This is a genomic window from Streptomyces sp. R33 (assembly GCF_041200175.1).
Lineage (GTDB): Bacteria > Actinomycetota > Actinomycetes > Streptomycetales > Streptomycetaceae > Streptomyces > Streptomyces katrae_B.
Genome location: NZ_CP165727.1, coordinates 5,101,409 through 5,118,622, shown reverse-complemented (window position 1 = coordinate 5,118,622; position 17,214 = coordinate 5,101,409). Strand labels below are relative to the sequence as shown.

Here is a 17,214-nt window from a genome sequence, read left to right as displayed (position 1 = left end):
AGGCGAACTTCCAGTTAATCGCAGGTGAAGACACATTCTGTCACGGGAATCACAGGACGCTACGCGAGTACTACCTGTACGATAAAGGCACACCACATCGAACCAACTCTGCCTGACGCAGAGCTGGCGCGACCGCAAAGCGGCCGTGGCACCCTCCCGCAGTGGGCGCCCAGGTATCACTCGGTTCTGCGCAAGAGGACAGCTCTCGGGGCTCCCACATGTACGGGTGCGGTCGCTCACGAAGCGGCACACCGTCCGCAGACGGGGACGCTCTACCAGGCAGCGGAAAGGCCAGGCCGTGACATCCGCGGTCACGACCGACAAGTCCGCACGCCCCGGTTACGGGCAGCTCCTGCGCACGCCCGGCGCCATCGGCTTCGTTCTCCCGGGATTCGCCGCCCGGCTCCCGTTCGGCATGCTGACCATCAGCATCCTGCTGCTCGTGCAGCACACCACCGGTTCCTACGGCAGCGCCGGCATCGTCGCCGCCGTCACCGGCATCTCGATGGCGCTGTCCGCCCCGGTGATGGGCAAGCTCACCGACCGCCGCGGCCAGAGCGCCGTGCTGGTCCCCGTCGTCCTCATGCATTCCGCCGCCGTCAGCACCCTCGTGGCGCTGGCGCTGCTGGGCGCTCCCGTCTGGGCGCTGGCGCTGGCCGCCGTCCCGGCCGGCGCCTCCGTCCCGCAGGTCGGGCCGATGGTCCGGGCCCGCTGGGCCGCCAAGCTCGAGGGCTCCCCGCTGCTGCCGACGGCCGCCGCGTTCGAGTCCGTCACCGACGAGTTCACCTTCGTCGTCGGCCCGGTGCTGGCGACCGCCCTGTGCACCGGCGTCCACCCGGCCGCCGGTCTGATCACCGAGGCCGCGCTGACGCTGGCCGGCGGTCTGGTCTTCGCCGCCCAGCGCGCCACGCAGCCGAAGCTGCACGCCCCCGCGGCCGGCGGCGAGAAGCACGCCTCCGCGCTGTCCTTCCCCGGCCTGCGCGTCCTGATCGCGGCCTTCCTCGGCATCGGCGCCGTCTTCGGCGGCATGCAGGTGTCGCTGGCCGCCTTCTCGAACGAGATCGGCAACCCGGGCGCCAACGGCCTGCTGTACGGCATCTTCGCGGCCGGCAACATGACCGCGGGCATCGCCTGCGGCGCCATCGCCTGGAAGATCGGCCCCCGCCGCCGGCTGCTGCTCGGCTACGCCGGCCTGACCGTGGCCGCCTCGGTCCTGTGGACCGCCCACTCGATGATCCTGCTGGGCGCGCTCGGCCTGGTCGTCGGCCTGTGCATCGCCCCGGCCCTGATCACCGGCTACACGATGATCGAGTCGCTGATCCCGGCGAACGCCCGGACCGAGGCCTTCACCTGGCTGACCGGTGCGGTCGCCTTCGGTCAGGCCACCGCCGTGACCCTGGCCGGCCGCCTGACGGACGCGCACGGGTCCTCGTACGGCTTCCTGGTGCCCATGGCGGGCACCGTGCTGGCGCTGGCGACCCTGCTCGCGCTGCGGTCGAGGCTGGCCCCGAAGGCCCCGAGCCGGATCATCAACTCGTCCACGGGTCCGGCGGCCTCCGTCGCGGCCGAGCAGGCCCCGGCTCCGCGGGTGAACGAGCGTGGTGTCGGTCACCGCGTGCCGGTGACGGTGGACTGATCGGCCGGAATACGTCACCATGGAACGTCGTTAGCACTCATCGAGTCAGAGTGCCAGGAGGAAATTCGTGCCGACCTACCAGTACCAGTGCACCGAGTGCGGTGAGGGCCTTGAGGCCGTGCAGAAGTTCACCGATGACGCACTGACCGAGTGCCCGAACTGCCACGGACGCCTGAAGAAGGTGTTCTCCGCGGTCGGCATCGTCTTCAAGGGATCCGGTTTCTACCGGAACGACAGCCGTGGCGCTTCGTCGAGCAGCACCCCTGCCTCGAAGCCGTCGACGCCTGCCGCCCCCGCCGCTTCGTCGACGTCCAGCACGTCTTCGACGTCGAGCTCGAGCAGCAGCTCCACGTCGGCTGCCTGATCTCTGATCTCGCCCGTTCTTCGCAAGGCCCCGTCGCCCCTTCCGGGCGGCGGGGCCTTGTGCATGCCCGGTTAGGGTGGCGGCATGGCTAACGCAGAGATCGGTGTCATCGGCGGTTCGGGCTTCTACTCCTTCCTGGAGGACGTCTCCGAGGTCGAGGTGGACACCCCGTACGGGCCCCCGAGCGACTCCCTCTTCTTCGGCGAGCTGGCCGGGCGGCAGATCGCCTTCCTCCCGCGCCACGGCCGCAGCCACAAGGTCCCGCCCCACAAGATCAACTACCGGGCCAACCTGTGGGCGCTGCGTTCGGCGGGCGTGCGCCAGGTGCTCGGCCCGTGCGCGGTCGGCGGGCTGCGCCCCGAGTACGGTCCGGGCACGCTGCTCGTCCCCGACCAGCTGGTCGACCGTACGAAGTCCCGGGCGCAGACCTTCTTCGACGGCGAGCCGCTGCCCGACGGCACGGTGCCGAACGTCGTGCACACCACGTTCGCCGACCCGTACTGCCCGGTGGGCCGCTCGGTGGCGCTGGCGGCGGCGCGGGGCCGGGCGTGGGAGGCGGTGGACGGCGGCACGATGGTCGTGATCGAGGGCCCGCGGTTCTCGACCCGCGCCGAGTCGAAGTGGCATGCGGCGATGGGCTGGTCGGTCGTCGGCATGACGGGCCACCCGGAGGCGGTCCTCGCGCGCGAGCTGGGGCTCTGCTACACGTCGATGGCGCTGGTCACCGACCTGGACGCGGGCGCGGAGACGGGTGAGGGCGTGTCCCACACGGAGGTCCTGAAGGTCTTCGGCGAGAACGTCGGCCGCCTGCGCGAGGTCCTCTTCGACGCGGTGGCGGCGCTCCCGCCGACGGAGTCCCGCGCCTGCCTGTGCACCCACGCGCACGACGGCTGGGACCTGGGCATCGAACTCCCCTGAACTTGTTCTTCATGGTCTGATCCGGTCGCGTTCGATGATGCCCTCGGGGCGCCGGACGGTCTGCCCACGTCGTAGCGGGTGGCGGGCCGGAGCCGTACCCGCCTGAGCCACCCGAAGCCCTCCCAGCGCCCGGGCACCGGCGCCGCGCCGGCCCTGCGGGGTCGTGACCGCGGGCCCGCCACGTCCCGCATATCCCGTTGGAGGACGGGGCGGGGGGGCTGGTAGCGTCCGTCTGCTGATCGCCAGTCGGCGACACAGTGGTGTACAAGGGGGGAACAATGGCAACTCGTCGTGCCCTGCTGGCCTGTGCCGCAGCGCTGGCCGCCGGGAGTCTCGTACTGGGCGGCACCACGGCCGCACACGCGGACAGCGGAGTCACCGGCATCACGGTCCAGGAAGCTCACAACGACTGGACCAACAACGGCAAGATCGTCCTGTCCTTGACCGCGCCGAGCGCCGTCAAGAACGTCAACGTCAGCCTGTACTCGATGGAAACCCAGCAGACCGTGGCCACGGTGGGGAACTTCGATCTGACCTCCGGCACCGCCGAGAACGGTACGTGGAAGAACCGCGGGCGCATCCAGTTGCCGGACCTGGGCAGCTACCGCATCGACGTGTCGGCCTCCGACGAGGGCGGCGACACGCTTTCCGCCGCCGGCGTGGGCTATTTCTACTACGCCGTGCAGACGAACATGAAGGACACGAAGGTCGACCGCACCACGGTCGACTACCAGCACCGCAGCGTCACCATCAGCGGTCACCTGATGGGCCAGTGGCCGGGTTCCGGCGCCATCACCCCGATGGGCGGGCTGACCGTGGCGGTCAACTCGTACATGGAGTACGCGGAGGTGACGACCGCGGCCGACGGCAGCTTCTCCGCCACGCTCCCGGTCACCGACCAATACCAGAACCGCATCGAGGCGGCCTTCCAGTACGACCCGAACCACGTCTTCTACAACCAGTCCTCCTCGAAGACCTTCCCGATCACGGTGAAGAAGACCGCCACCAAGATCGTCGAGACCCCGAGCGAGCGGAAGGTCCCGTTCAAGGGCACGGTGAACTCGACCAGCGCCACCCTGCTCTGGAACTCGCCCACCGGCTGGCAGCCGCTGGCCGGCAAGACGATGGGCTCCAACTCCTTCGGCGACTTCGTCCAGCGCACCACGGACGCCGGCGGCAACGCGCTCTTCCCGGCGACCCAGCCGCTCTGGAGCAACTCCTCGATCGCGGTCGGCTGGCACAGCGACGACCTGTTCCTGGCCGACGCCCGGGCGAGCGTCGACATCATGGTCGTGCAGCCCGCCGCGTTCCGGTCCCTCACCGCGACCCGCTCCGATGCCGCGACCGTGGAGGTCGGCGGCAGCATGGCGTTCGAAGGCAACTCGACGCCGGGCACGATCCCGGTGAACATCCAGTACTCCGCCACCGGCAAGGGCGGCTGGACCACCGTTGCCACCGTGCCGGACGCCAGGTGGAACGGTGAGGGCTACGCCTTCTCCACCACCGCCCCGCAGGCAGGGGCGGGTTACTGGCGTGCGACCTACACCGGCGCGCCGCAGTTCGAGAACGCCGTGAGCCAGGTCGTGTACGTCGCCGCTCCCTGACGGCCCCGCGCGCCGGTCCGCAGCCCCCGGCGGCCGGGGCCCGGTCCGCGAGCACGGCATGACGAAGGCCCCGCCTGCGGTTGGGTTGCAGGCGGGGCCTTCGCGCGTCCCGCTGGCCGGGGGCGGCGGCGCAGGACCTCAGAGGCCGAGGTCGGTGAAGAACTGGTAGCCGGTGGGATCGCCGGCATCTGCCAGGCGAAGCCCTGGAGGAAGAAGCAGGCGATCAGACCTGGGGAGAGGTGGGGGTAGTGACCGTGACCGACACCGAGCGGTACGGGACGAACGGCAGCGTGCACCGTTCGCGGGCGGCCTCCGGGGGAGGGCGGCTTCGACCCGTTCGCGGACGACCTGCGCGGTTTCCTCGAAAACTCCGCGCCGCGGTGGTGCAGTTCGCCACCGCGAGGATTCCCGGAGAAATCCGAGGCGGGCTGTCACATTCCGGAGGGCCGTCCGGTCTCGGCTGGTGAAGGACCAACGGGACCGATCGTCCGATCCAGGAGGCGACCACCATGCCGCGCATCTCGCTCACCCCGCCCCGCACCCTCCTCATGCGCATCGGCGCGTGGTACTCGCGCCGCAAGTACGGCAAGGTGCTCGACCCCGGCCAGGCGTACGGACACAACTCGCGCGTGCTGTTCACGTACGTACGCCTCGAGCAGCAGGCGGCGAAGTGGCACGCCCTCGACGCCGGGCTCAAGCACCTCGCGGTGATGGCGGCGGCGGCCCGGATCAACTGCTCGTGGTGCATGGACTTCGGCTACTGGGAGGGGTTGGAGCGGGGACTGCCGGCGCGCAAGATCGAGCAGGTGCCGCGGTGGCGGGAGGAGCGCGGGACGTACACGGAGCTGGAGCTGCTGGTCATGGAGTACGCCGAGGCGATGACCGAGACCGAGCCGACGGTCACGGACGAGCTGGCCGCGGAGCTGATCGCGCGCCTGGGCGAGGCGGCGTTCGTCGAACTCACCGCGATGGTCGCCCTGGAGAACTGGCGCTCGCGGGTCAACCGGGCCTTCGGCCTGACCAGCCAGGGCTTCTCGGAGGCCTGCGAGATCCCGCCCCGGCCGTGAACCGCACGAAGGCGGGGTGATCAACGACGGCAGGACGATCGTCGCCCTCGACTTCGCCGGCCGAGACGCTCACTCCTGTGGGTGACGGCGTTGTCCACAGGCTGGGGATCGTCCACAGGCGCGAGCGGGATCCGGCGGGGCGGCGGATCGTGAGGGGTGTCCGGGTGATGGGCCCGGGCACCGGAACTCAGCCCACTGGTGGTGGCCGTCATGTCCAAGACCTCGTGCGTCTCTGCCCCTTCGTCCCCCTCCTCCCTGCCCACTCCCTCTCCGTGTCCCCCTGCCCGCCCGGTACCGTCCTTCCCCCCGCTTCGCGTCGGCCGGGGCGGGGACCGGCTGCGCCGCGCCGTACGGCGCCGGCGGCGGGCCGCTTCGGCCGGGCTGGCCGTCCTGGCGGCCGCCCTGGCGGTGGTGGGCGGGACGGAGGCGCAGGCTTCACGGGGCGCCGCGCCGCCGGAGGTGAAACCGCCGCCCGCGGCAGTGCGCTGGGTATCGGCGCCGGTGCGCATCGCGGACGCGGCGACGGTGCGGCTGCTGCGGTCCGGGGACCGGGTGGACGTGGTCGCGGCGGAGCGAGCCGGCCCGCCGCGGGTGGTCGCGGCGGGGGCCCGGGTCGTCGAAGTACCCGAGCCGGAAAAGGGCGTTGGGGACGGCGGGGCACTGGTGGTCCTGTCGGTCCCCCGGGACACCGCGCGGGCTCTCGTGGGGGCGGGCGCAGTGGCACGGCTGGCGGTGACGTTGTGCTGAACCGGACGGGAGTGCAGTCAAGTCACCACAAGACGGGCCCCGATTGGACACGCCGGGCCCGGACTGCCGTAGCTTTCGGAACCGTTGGCTCCATGTTCGGCGGATTCGAAGAGAGGCTCAGTGGTGAGCGAGAAGAAGGAGAGCGTCCTGGCAGGCTTCAAGGCCTTCCTGATGCGCGGCAACGTGGTCGACCTGGCGGTGGCGGTCGTCATCGGCGCCGCGTTCACGAACATCGTGAACTCGGTGGTGAAGGGGATCATCAGCCCGCTGGTGGGCGCCGTCGGCACGAAGAGCCTGGACGGCTACACGTCCTGCCTGAAAGGCCCCTGCGGCATCGACGCGAAGGGGGACGCCATCGGCGTCAACATCCTCTGGGGATCGGTGCTGAACGCCGCGCTGACCTTCCTGATCACGGCCGCCGTCGTCTACTTCCTGATGGTGCTGCCGATGTCGAAGTACCTCGCCAAGATCGAGCAGCGCCGTCGGGCCAGGGAGGGTGTCCAGGAGACCATGGAGATCACCGAGCTGGTGGTCCTCAAGGAGATCCGGGACGAGCTGATCGCCCAGCGCAGCCTGAACGGCCACGGGGGCCAGCGCGGTCAGGACGGTCAGGGCGGGTACGGCGGCCAGAGCGGCCAGTACGGCCAGTACGGCCACCCGGGCTCGGGGTACTAGCAGGTCAGAGGTGGTGCGGCGGCTTCTCGTCGAGGAAGCGGGCCAGGTCGGCGGCGCTCCCGCCGGAGGGCGGCCGCTCGCCCCATCCGCGGTCGGTGTCGTCCGCGGACTGCTGGTCCAGCGGGTCGTCGAAGACGAGCCGGGGCCTGGGCTTCACCGCGGGCGCGGCCTCGGGCCGGGGGTCGGGCTGCGAGGACTGCGGGTCGGAGGCGGGGGCGGTGCTCATGTCTCCAGGGTACGGCCGCCCCGGGCCGGTGCTGCGCCCCCGGAGCCGGCCGGGCTCCGGGGCCCGCCCCAGGCCGCGCCCCGGCTCTCGCCCGCAGTGCACAGGTCGGCCCGCCGTGCGTAGGTCAGGGGTTCCCGGCCCCGCCGGCCGCGCGCCTCGCCTGCCGGCCGGCGTACGGCTGGTGTCCTGGCGGTATGACGTACGTACCGATGACCTCCCGCAGCCGGGACGAGGGCCACCGGGCCGCTACCCCGCTGGAGCTGTTCTTCGACCTCTGCTTCGTGGTCGCGGTGGCGCAGGCCGGCCGGCAGCTGGTCCACGCACTCGCCGAGGACCACGTCGCCGCCGGCATCACCGGCTATCTCTTCGTGTTCTTCGGCGTGTGGTGGGCCTGGATGAACTTCACCTGGTTCGCCTCCGCCTACGACGTCGACGACGTGCCGTACCGGATCGCGACCCTGGTGCAGATCGCCGGCGTGCTCGTCTACTCGGCCGGGATCCCTCGCGCCTTCAACGACAACGACTGGACCGTCTCCGTCCTCGGCTACGTGGTGATGCGTCTCGCGCTCACCGCGCAGTGGCTGCGCGCCGCCGCCGGGGAGCGGGGCCCGGCCCGGCGCACCGCCCTCACGTACGCGATCGGGCTGGTGATCCTCCAGGCGGGCTGGGTGGCGCTGCTCGCGGTCCCCGAGCACTCCCGCAGATGGCTCTTCCTGGTGCTCGTGATGATGGAACTGCTCGTTCCGGTCCTGGCCGAGCGCAGCTACCAGACCCAGTGGCATCCGCACCACATCGCCGAGCGGTACGGCCTGTTCACCATCATCGTGCTCGGCGAGACCATCGCCGCCAGCACGGTCGCGGTCCAGTCGGCGATCGACGAGCACGAGGCGCTGGGCGAGCTGCTGCCGATCGCGGCGGGCGGGCTGCTGCTGGTCTTCGCCGCCTGGTGGATCTACTTCGCCGTCCCCGCGCACGACCGGCTGCAGAGCAACCGCCAGGCCATCCCCTGGGGATACGGGCACTTCGTCATCTTCGCGTCGGCCGCGGCCATCGGGGCCGGCATCGAGGTGGCGATCGAGCACGCGGTCGGCAAGGCCCACATCTCGACGCTCGCCGCCAACCTCTCGGTGTGCATCCCGGCGGCCCTGTTCTTCGCCTTCGTCTGGCTGCTGCACTCCCGCCACTTCAAACGCGGTACGGCCCAGCAACTGGTGCTGCCCGTCTCGGCGCTGATGATCCTCGCGTGTGCGTGGACCGGCGCGCAGGCGGTGCTGTGGGCCGGGCTGGTCGCCGCGGCCACCGTCGCGGTGGGCGTGACCTTGGTGCACCGCGAGCGTTCTGGTGCGTGAGGACGGCGGGCGGCGACGGCCGCGGCGGCCCCGGCGAACGCGCCGGCCGACAGGAAGAAGAAACGATGAAGGTCCCGGTACAGGGGTACGCGGACACGGGCTCGGGCACGGCGATGGCGGAGTACGGGGAGCTCGCCGACCCTGCGTTCTGGCAGCAGCCCCCTGCCGCGCGGCTCGCGGCGTTCGCCCGGCTGCGGGCGCTGGAGTCCCCGGTCTACGTGCCCGAGGGGAAGGGCCGCGGGCACTGGGCCCTCGTGCGCCACGCGGACGTGCAGGAGGCGAGCCGGCTCCCGAAGGTGTTCGCCAGCGCGCCCGGGGTGACCACCCCCGAGCCGGCCCGGTGGGTGCGGGCGCTGTTCGGGGACTCGATGGTCAACCTGGACGGCGCCGACCACGCGCAGCTGCGCAAGATCGTGCAGCGGGCGTTCACGCCGCGGCTGCTGGCGGCGGCCGAGCAGGACATCCACTCGGTGGCGGCCCGGATCGTGGACGACGTACTGGAGGACGGGCCCGACGAGTTCGTCTCGGCCGTGTCCTCCCGGCTGCCGCTCGAGGTCATCTGCAACATGATGGGCATCCCGGAGCGCTACCGCGCCGAGATCGCCGACCGCGTCAACCACGCCTCGGAGAACATCGGCGTCGAGCGGGGCCTGGCCTCGCGGCTGCGGATGCCCGGCCGCGGACTGCGGGCCCTGGCCAAGATGCAGCGGATGGTCGCGGGCATCGGGCGGGAGCGGCGCAAGAACCCCACCGACGACCTGATCTCCGCCCTGGTCACAGCGGACGTGGACGGGCAGGCGCTGAACGCCCGCCAGCTGGGGGCGTTCTTCTCGCTGCTGATGGTGGCCGGGGTGGAGACCACGCGCAACGCGATCACCCACGGGCTGACGCTGCTGACCGATCACCCCGACCAACGCGACTTGCTGCTCGGGGACTTCGAGGCGTACGCGGACGGCGCGGTGGACGAGATGATCCGGCACTCGACGCCGATCATCCAGTTCCGCCGGACCGTGGCCGCCGAACACACCCTGGGCGGACACCTGTTCCGGCCCGGCGACAAGGTGGTGCTGTACTACGCGTCCGCCAACCGCGACGAGGCCGTCTTCCCCGACCCCGACGCCTTCGACATCACCCGCTCGCCCAATCCGCACCTGGGCTTCGGCGGCGGCGGCCCGCACTTCTGCCTGGGCGCGCACCTGGCCCGGGTGGAGATGAAGGCCCTGTTCCGCGAACTGCTGACCCGGCCGGTGGGGCTGCGTGCGGTGGGGCTGCCGGACCTGGCGGGCTCGAACTTCGACAACCGCGTCCGCTCGCTCCGCTTCGCCTTCGAACGCCCGTAGGGCCGAGGTGGGCCCCGGAACGGGGTACCGGCCACCGGGCAGGCTGGGAGCCCGGCGGCCGGAGCAGGGGCTCGGCCCCCGGGGCCCGCTACTGCAGGCGCCGGACCGCGAGCACGCAGTGGGCGCTGCCCGTGAGCACGGCCTCGTCCCCCGCGAACTCCTGGAGGGTCTCCGGCGCGACCGGCTCCCCCGGGACGGCCTCGGGCCAGGCACGCGTGGCGAACAGGAAGTAGGCCTGGCCGCTCTCGTTCGCCGCGGCGACCCACTCGGCCGGGGCGGTGCAGGTCGCGTTCAGCCCGGGCAGCGTCAGCGCGACCTGGTTGTCCACCAGCATGATCTGCACCGGGAAGGCGGCCGGGTTGCGGGTGCCGTCCATGACCACGTCGCCGATGGGCAGGCCGATCTCCTCCAGCAGCCCGCGGGCGGCCTTCTCGCCGGCCTCCCGCCCCTGCGGTCCGTCGCCGAGGGTATAGGCGAGCAGGTACGGGATGTCGTGACCCTCGGAGGGGTCGCCGATCCAGGCGAGCACGGAAAGGGTGCCGAGCTGGGACCGGTCGATTTCGGCTTGAGTTGAAGTCATGCGCCGCACCCTAGTGGTCTCTCCCGCGGCCCTTTCAGGCCTTTCACCCGGGCGGGCTAGACGGCCCAGAATCCCTCTCCGGAATTCGCCTGCATGTTCGCGTCCTGGTACTGGAGCCGCACAATGCGCGCCTTTTCCGGGATTTCGAACACCACCCATCCATCGGCCTGCTCACCCACGGCGAGGGAATCGAAGACGAGCGGTTTGCCGGTGGTCAGTTCACCGGTCGGCACCACCGGGTGGCGACCCCCCGCGCTGTCGTACGCCCACATGCGCCCGAGGGCCCCGTACGAGGCCCCGCCGACGTTGACGAACGACATCGAGGCGGCCACCCAGCGCTTGCCCGCGGGCGGCGCGTAGTTCTTCTCCACGCTGACCGCGGGGTCGACGTACGCGGTGAGCACGGCCTGCAGGTGCCGGCCCACCTGGCGGCCGTGCACCCGTACGGAGTCACCCACATGGGCATCCCTCGCGGCGGCCTGGCCCGCCCCCGGGGCCGCGGCCGCCGGATCCTCCTCGGCGCCCGGCACGCCGTCGTCCACCGGGACGGCGGGCGCCGCGGCCGGGGCGAGCGCGGCCCCCTCGGGGGCGCCGGAACAGGCCGTGGCACCGAACAGCAGGAGGGGCAGGAGAGCGGCGGCGAGGACGGAAGCGGACTGGCGCATGCGTGATCCCTTCGGGGACCTTCGGGGACGTATTCCGGTCAGTCTCACGCGCCCGAGCGGGCAATTGCACACACCGACACGGGCGTGCGGAAGGAGTTGCCCGCCATCTGCCAGCACAATGCGTTTCGGCGCTTTTGTGCCGACCCACCCCCCATGGAGGATTCATGCGAGTTTCCACCCGCCGACTGGCCGTCACGGCGCTTTCCGCGCTGGCCGCGGCCACCGTATTCACCACTCCCGCCGGCGCCCGGAGCCACGGCGATGAGATTTCCGTACAGGAATTCGGTCACCTCTCCCACGGCGGCCGCGTCACCCTTTTCGGGACCTACACGTGCCGGCCCTCGTCACCCCGTGGAGTGCAGATCCAGGTCACCCTCGTGCAGGACGGAACCCGCCTGGGCTTCGGCGGCGAGGAGGCCGTCTGCGACGGGTACGAGCACGACTGGTCCGCGTCGGCCCCGCTGGACCTGGTGCACCTGCACCCGGGTGCGGCCGGCGCGGAGGCCAGGCTCCAGTCCGCGAGCCTGCACTCCGGGTTCACCTTGCGCGTGTCCCACCTGGCGAAGACGGAGCGGGAGATCCGGCTGGAGGAGAAGCACCACTGACGCACGCACCGGGCCGCAGCCGGTAGCCGCCGCTACCGGCAGGCGGGCGCCACGCCGGTCATCGACATGAACGCGACGGTCCGGCAGCCGGTATCGGAAGGGGGGCGCCCCGCCGTGCGGTGCACGGCCGTCGGAACCCCGACGGCCAGCAGGAGCAGCGCGAGCAGAGCGGTCGTGGCGCCCTTGCCCGGCCGCTTGTTCAGCCGGTGCACGGCAGGATCCGTGTCCATGCGGTCGTCCGTTCCATGGACCGCATCATCACTCCACCCCCGATGCTCCACAACTCGGCGTGACCATCCGGTCACCCGCGCCCCCGGATCACCCCATGCTCCGGACGCTGCCCGCGACGTCGAACTCGCACCACACGGCCTTGCCGTCACCCCGGGACTCCACTCCCCAGTGCGTGGCCAGCGCGTCCACCAGCAGCAGTCCGCGCCCGGTGGTGGCGGCCTCGCCCGGGGTGCGCCGGCGCGGCCAGACGCTGGAACGGTCCTTCACCCACAGCCGGATCCGCCGGACCGGCTCCGGCAGCACCTCCATGGTCAGCACCGCCCCGCCGTCCGTGTGCAGCAGGGCGTTGACCAGCAGCTCCCCGGCCGCCAGTTCCACGTCGTCGGCGAGCTCCGGCATGCCCCAGTCGCGCAGCGCCTGGCGCAGGGCGTAGCGGGCTTCCGAGAGCCCCTCCGGGTCCGCCTGGTGGATGTACTGGTGGATCCGCGGGGCCCGGTGGGTGCCCGGGTCGGGGGCCCGGCGCAGCACCAGCAGGGCCACGTCGTCGCCGGAGCCCCATCGCTCCCAGAGCCGGTCCGAGAGGTGGTCGGCGAGCGCCCCCGCCTCCTGCGGCCCGCTGCGCACGGCGTGCGCCAGGGCCTCCATGCCCTGGGTGATGGCCGTACCGGGCTCCTCCACCAGGCCGTCGGTGCACAGCACCAGCGTCTCCCCGGGGACCAGGTCGAGCCGGGTCTCGGGGAAGTCCTCCTGCTCGAAGACCGAGGCCAGGCCGAGCGGCAGCCCGCCGCGTACGTTGGGCCAGCCCGTACGCCCGTCGGTGTGCCGGATCAGCGGCCCGAGATGGCCCGCGCGGACCGCCCGTACGCCGCCGGTCTCCAGGTCCACCTGTGCGTACATGCAGGTCGCGAAGCGCTCGGTGTCGAGCTCGGCCAGGAAGCGCGAGGCCCGGGCCAGCACGGTCGACGGAGCATGCCCCTCCCCTGCGTACGCGCGCAGCGCGATCCGCAGCTGGCCCATGATCGCCGCGGCGTGCGTGTCGTGGCCCTGTACGTCGCCCACGACGATGCCGACCCGGTCGCGGGGCAGCGCGATCACGTCGTACCAGTCACCACCGACCTCCCGCCCGCTCCACGCGGAGTGGTAGCGCACCGCGATCTCGCCGCCGCTGATCTCCGGGATCCGGCGCGGGAGCATGGAGGCCTGCAGGCCGGTCGCGAACTCCCGCTCCTGGTCGAACAGGAGCGCACGCTGGAGGGACTGCGCCACGATGCCGGCCAGGCCCAGGCACAGGTTGCGCTCCTCCGGGCTGAAATCGCTGCGCCGCCGGTAGAACAGCACGAGCCCGCCGATGGCCTTGGCCTGTGCGATCAGCGGCAGATAGGCGGCGGCATCGAAGCGGATCCGGCGCAGGTAGTCCGCGAGCAGCGGGAACTCGCCCGCCAGCTCGGCGAGGGAGGTGACGAAGCGCGCCTTGCGGGTGAGCACCGCCTGCGACAGCGGCAGCGAGCCGTCCAGCCGAGTGAACTTGCGCTCGCTGAGGATCTCCAGCGACTCCCCGCTCAGCGCGATGATCTTGATGGCGCCGTTCTCGACCAGCCCCAGGGCCAGCCCGTCCGCGCCGAGCCGCTCCAGGGCTCCGGCCCCGGTCAGCGTGGCCGTGACGTCGTCGACGGTCACCGCCCGCGACAGGGCCTCCGTCGTCCGCTGCACGATCGTGGCCTGCTGGGCCCGCGCGGACTCCAGCTTCCGCAGGATGGTGGCGTGCGCGAGCTCGGCGGTCGCGTCCCGCACGATCCCGACGATCCGCAGGGGCCGCCCGCCGGCGTCCCGCAGGATCCGCCCCTGCGTGTGCGTCCACTGGTCGACGCCGTCGCGCCGCTGCACCGTGAAGTACGCCCCGTACGTCTCGGCGCCGCCGTCCAGGGCGGCCTGCGTGGACTCCGCCAGCCGTGCACCGTCGTCGGCGGGGATCCGCAGCCCCAGCCCCTCCGGGGTGTCGCCGAACTCCTCCCGCTCGAGGTCGAAGACCACGAGCCCGGCCTCGTCCAGCAACAGCGTCCCGGTGTCCAGGTCCCACTCGAAGCTGCCCATGCCGTTGAGCGCGAGCCGCTCCCCGGGCCCGGTCGCAGGGTCCCGCCGGCCCTGCTCGGATCTGTCGCGCTCCGCCGCTGCCACGAGACACACCACCTAACGGCCGGGCCAGCACGGCTGGGAGATCAGCCGCTCCCACTCCTCGTCAGGATGCCCCGGAAGGGTGCGCCCGGCCTCCCGCCAGCGCTTGACGAGGGAGAGGTAGATGGTCGACTGGTCCGGTGCCGCATGCGCGGGAGGGGCGTACGGCGAGGCGGTCCTGGGCGGTGTGGTCCTGGGCCCGGCGGCGGTCCTCGGCGCGGCGGACCTGGGCGCGGCGGGCTGCTCCGCCCGGCTGGCGGGAATGCGTACCCAGCCACGGCCCTGTGCTCCCTGCTCCGCACTCATCGCGGACCCCTCTCGACCTCACCGCAGAGACGTCTTCGGATGCCCGGCACCGGCCCGGTCTGGCCGTACGGTCCCGGCGGAGCCCGTCGGCCTGCCCCGGGCGCCGAGGCGCTTTCGGACTCCTCCGACCAGTCTCCCCGCCGTGAACCCCGCACCGTGCACGAATCGCATGGAAGGGCCGAATGAGGGAGCCGTCAGCAGCCCCGCGAAGAACAGCCCGGGCCAGGAGGACTCGAAACCGGCACTGAGCTCCGGCGTGCCGCTGTCCCCGACGGTGCCGAGGACGGCACGCAGCCGGGCGTCCAGCAGCTCCAGCCGGTCCAGGTGCGGGGCGAACCCGGTGGCCGCGACGACGTGCGCGACGTCCAGTACGACGGACTCCCCGGCCGCGGTGGTCAGCCCGAGCCGGGTCCGCCCGCCCACCGGCACCGCCCGGTGCAGCCGGTGCCCCAGCAGCACCGGGACGCTCCGCTCGAAGCGGTCCCGCAGCCACCAGGCCCCGGCGGGCCCGAGCGCGGTCGCGGCGATCCGCTCCCGGGTCGGAGCGGGCAGCCGGCGCACCGCCCAGGGCAGCTCCGACCACACCCAGCTGCGCCAGCCGGTGCCGAGGCCGCTGTGCGGATCGCGCAGGGCGCGCAGGGCCGGGCGCTCCAGCGGCTGGGGCACGGTGTTCCAGTTCAGCCGGGACCGGCGGGCGACGAGACAGGGCCGGGCCCCGTTCTCGGCCAGCAGGGCGGCGGTCTCTAGGGCCGCCTGCCCGGCCCCGACCACCGCGACCTCGCGGCCGGCGAACCGGGCCAGGTCGCGGTGGCCGCTGCTGTGCGAGCAGTGCCCGGGGGGCAGATCCCGCAGCGCCTCGGGGAAGTGCACGAACGGCATCACCCCGACGGCGATCGCGACCGTACGGGCGAGCAGCGGCGGCCCCTCGGCGGTGCGGACCAGGAACCCGTCGCCCTGCGGGCTGACCTCGGTGACCGTCACCTCCTCCACCTCGGGCGCGGCGCGGCGGGCGAACCACATGCCGTACGAGCTGAAGGTGCCGATCGGGAGCGGGCTGCCGTGCTCGGCCGCCAGCCCGCGGGTGGCGCAGTAGGCGGCGAGGGTGTGCCGGCCGCCGGGCGCGGACAGGTTGGAGGACCAGGGCTCCGACTTCAGGTACATGCCCTCGGGCATGTGGTCCCGCCACGAGGCCATGGGCCGTCCGAGCACCCGTACTCCGAGACCCGCCGCCGCCGCGTGCGCGGCGATCGACAGCCCGTACGGCCCGGCGCCGACCACGACGAGATCGTCCACCCGCGTCACCGCTGTCCCTCCAGTCTCATGGGCCCCTCGCCCGTGCCAGTGCCTCCGGCCCTGCGCATGTCGGGCCCCCGCGGCGCCGGAGACGGCGACGGGGGCCGATGGCGGGGCGTCATCGGGTCACCAGTTCGTCCGGTTCGGCAGGAGCGGTCGGCGGGGTCAGGTCGCGGGCGCGCTGGCGCGGGGCGCGGACCACGGCCCGGGCCGTACGGCGGCCGTGTGCCGGTACGCCGCGCAGCGCGCGCACCCCCTTCGCCGCGCCCCGGCCCAGGAACGCGGCGAGCATCCCGAGGAAGGGCATCGGGTCGTCGGCGGCGAACCAGGCCGCTTCCACCCGCCCCCGCTCCGCCCGCGGCGCCACCCGCACCGGCCGCACCAGCCGCCCGGGCCCGCCGCCCGCGGCGCGGTCCTGCCCCGGCCCGGCGTCTTCGGGTGCCGAGGGGGACGGGAGCGGCGGGCGGGCCGGGGACCGCCACGGGAGCCGGCGGCCGCGGAGCGACGCCAGCAGGGCGTAGTTCTCCGCGACGAACACCCGGCCCGGACCGCCCGCGGGCTCCGGGACCCGTTGCCCCGTCAGATCCAGGTACATCGCCTGGACCACGTCCAGCCCGCCCGCATCCGTGAACAGCCGGAACTGTGCGCCCGGCCGGGGGTTGAAGTCCACCAGCCGGAAACAGCCCTGCTCGTCCCGGCGGAAGTCCAGGTCCAGGATCCCCTGGTAGCCCAGCCGTTCGGCGAGCCGCAGCCCCGCCTCCTCCACCGCCGGATCCGGCAGCCAGCGCCCCACCGCCGTCAGCCCCGTCCGTACGGGCCAGGACAGCTCCTTGCGGCCCGACCCCGCCAGCAGCGGGTGCCCGCCCCGGGCGAAGGCTCCGTGGAAGAACCAGTCGGTGTCCGTCCCGGCCGGCAGGAACCGCTGGAGCAGCAGCCGGCTCCCGGCCTCCGCCGTGCGCTCGTAAAGGCGGCGCGCCTCGGCGGCGGTGTGCACGAGCGTGGTGCTGCGCAGCCCGCCGCCCGGGGGCAGCAGCCAGGGCCGGCTCCACTTGGCGACCGCCGGCAGGCCGAGGCGCCACGCGGCCTCCGCCGCCTCCGCCCCGCTCGCCGGGATCACCGTCTCCGGGTGCGGGATGTCCCAGCGTGCGCACAGCAGCGCCAGCTCGGCCTTGTCCGCCACCCGCGCCGGCAGCCCGTCGGGCTGATGGGGGATCCGGAACCGCCCGTCCAGCATCGGTGCGATCCGCGCGACGGCGATGGCGCTCAGGTCGTCCATCGCGACGAGCACCGCCGGCCTGCCGATCCGCTCCGACACCCCGACCAGGCACTCCAGCAGCGTCTCCGGAGCCTCCGGGTCCAGCCCGCCGGCCGGTCCGGGATGCACGGCGTGCAGGTAGCGCGAGCGCCCCATGGGACCTCCCCCGGCCTCGACGACG

Annotated in this window: 18 protein-coding genes; 10 read left to right on the top strand and 8 right to left on the bottom strand. The window is 72.7% G+C overall.

The features are described from left to right. Window positions 1-298 precede the first annotated feature (298 nt). The 7 genes from AB5J51_RS23550 to mscL all read left to right on the top strand — a co-directional run bounded on the left by AB5J51_RS23550 (window position 299) and on the right by mscL (window position 7,011). Window positions 299-1,636, top strand: a complete 1,338-nt coding sequence (locus tag AB5J51_RS23550) for an MFS transporter (RefSeq protein WP_369778582.1) — start codon at window positions 299-301, stop codon at window positions 1,634-1,636. A 67-nt stretch (window positions 1,637-1,703) separates the two neighbouring features. Continuing rightward, the gene (locus AB5J51_RS23545) at window positions 1,704-2,000 is read left to right on the top strand and encodes an FmdB family zinc ribbon protein (RefSeq protein ID WP_078613644.1); all 297 of its coding nucleotides are present in this window, start codon (window positions 1,704-1,706) and stop codon (window positions 1,998-2,000) included. Between the two features lie 84 nt (window positions 2,001-2,084). Beyond that, a complete protein-coding gene (locus AB5J51_RS23540) occupies window positions 2,085-2,918 on the top strand; it encodes an S-methyl-5'-thioadenosine phosphorylase (RefSeq protein WP_053786995.1) in 834 nt (277 codons plus the stop codon). A 278-nt stretch (window positions 2,919-3,196) separates the two neighbouring features. After that, complete coding sequence (locus AB5J51_RS23535) at window positions 3,197-4,522, top strand: hypothetical protein (RefSeq protein WP_369778581.1); 1,326 nt, start codon at window positions 3,197-3,199, stop codon at window positions 4,520-4,522. A 509-nt stretch (window positions 4,523-5,031) separates the two neighbouring features. Then, window positions 5,032-5,589: a carboxymuconolactone decarboxylase family protein gene (locus AB5J51_RS23530; protein WP_136225589.1), complete on the top strand. Its 558-nt coding sequence runs from the start codon at window positions 5,032-5,034 to the stop codon at window positions 5,587-5,589. Between the two features lie 210 nt (window positions 5,590-5,799). Further along, window positions 5,800-6,336, top strand: coding sequence for a hypothetical protein (locus tag AB5J51_RS23525; RefSeq protein WP_166663160.1), 537 nt, complete (start codon window positions 5,800-5,802; stop codon window positions 6,334-6,336). Between the two features lie 123 nt (window positions 6,337-6,459). After that, window positions 6,460-7,011, top strand: a complete 552-nt coding sequence (gene mscL / locus AB5J51_RS23520; RefSeq protein WP_369778580.1) for a large conductance mechanosensitive channel protein MscL — start codon at window positions 6,460-6,462, stop codon at window positions 7,009-7,011. A gap of 4 nt (window positions 7,012-7,015) precedes the next feature. Here the strand turns inward: mscL and AB5J51_RS23515 are convergent, their stop codons facing one another. Continuing rightward, window positions 7,016-7,237, bottom strand: a complete 222-nt coding sequence (locus AB5J51_RS23515) for a hypothetical protein (RefSeq protein ID WP_053786992.1) — start codon at window positions 7,235-7,237, stop codon at window positions 7,016-7,018. 194 nt (window positions 7,238-7,431) lie between these two features. Between AB5J51_RS23515 and AB5J51_RS23510 the strand changes: the two genes are divergently transcribed. Together AB5J51_RS23510 and AB5J51_RS23505 are read left to right on the top strand one after the other, a co-directional pair. Next, window positions 7,432-8,586: a low temperature requirement protein A gene (locus AB5J51_RS23510; protein WP_053786991.1), complete on the top strand. Its 1,155-nt coding sequence runs from the start codon at window positions 7,432-7,434 to the stop codon at window positions 8,584-8,586. Between the two features lie 113 nt (window positions 8,587-8,699). Next, window positions 8,700-9,926 carry a cytochrome P450 gene (locus AB5J51_RS23505; RefSeq protein ID WP_369780296.1) on the top strand — a complete coding sequence of 409 codons (1,227 nt, stop codon included), beginning with the start codon at window positions 8,700-8,702 and terminating at the stop codon, window positions 9,924-9,926. 88 nt (window positions 9,927-10,014) lie between these two features. On the opposite strand, the gene AB5J51_RS23500 is transcribed toward AB5J51_RS23505, so the two are convergent. Continuing rightward, a complete protein-coding gene (locus AB5J51_RS23500; protein ID WP_053786989.1) occupies window positions 10,015-10,506 on the bottom strand; it encodes a DUF5949 family protein in 492 nt (163 codons plus the stop codon). A gap of 56 nt (window positions 10,507-10,562) precedes the next feature. Then, window positions 10,563-11,171, bottom strand: a complete 609-nt coding sequence (locus AB5J51_RS23495; protein WP_053786988.1) for a DUF4352 domain-containing protein — start codon at window positions 11,169-11,171, stop codon at window positions 10,563-10,565. 164 nt (window positions 11,172-11,335) lie between these two features. Here AB5J51_RS23495 and AB5J51_RS23490 point away from each other — a divergent pair, with 164 nt between their 5' ends. Further along, window positions 11,336-11,776, top strand: a complete 441-nt coding sequence (locus tag AB5J51_RS23490; RefSeq protein WP_136225593.1) for a DUF6299 family protein — start codon at window positions 11,336-11,338, stop codon at window positions 11,774-11,776. Between the two features lie 32 nt (window positions 11,777-11,808). On the opposite strand, the gene AB5J51_RS23485 is transcribed toward AB5J51_RS23490, so the two are convergent. From AB5J51_RS23485 to AB5J51_RS23465, 5 genes are all read right to left on the bottom strand, one after another. Then, the gene (locus tag AB5J51_RS23485; protein ID WP_053786986.1) at window positions 11,809-12,006 is read right to left on the bottom strand and encodes a hypothetical protein; all 198 of its coding nucleotides are present in this window, start codon (window positions 12,004-12,006) and stop codon (window positions 11,809-11,811) included. Window positions 12,007-12,094: 88 nt separating this feature from the next. Continuing rightward, a complete protein-coding gene (locus AB5J51_RS23480) occupies window positions 12,095-14,182 on the bottom strand; it encodes a SpoIIE family protein phosphatase (RefSeq protein ID WP_053786985.1) in 2,088 nt (695 codons plus the stop codon). Window positions 14,183-14,194: 12 nt separating this feature from the next. Then, window positions 14,195-14,485, bottom strand: a complete 291-nt coding sequence (locus tag AB5J51_RS23475) for a hypothetical protein (RefSeq protein WP_078987374.1) — start codon at window positions 14,483-14,485, stop codon at window positions 14,195-14,197. A gap of 18 nt (window positions 14,486-14,503) precedes the next feature. Continuing rightward, entirely contained in the window at window positions 14,504-15,778 is a 1,275-nt protein-coding gene (locus tag AB5J51_RS23470; RefSeq protein WP_369780295.1) for an NAD(P)-binding domain-containing protein, read from the bottom strand. Between the two features lie 118 nt (window positions 15,779-15,896). After that, complete coding sequence (locus AB5J51_RS23465) at window positions 15,897-17,189, bottom strand: ATP-grasp domain-containing protein (RefSeq protein WP_369778579.1); 1,293 nt, start codon at window positions 17,187-17,189, stop codon at window positions 15,897-15,899. Between the last annotated feature and the right edge of the window lie 25 nt (window positions 17,190-17,214).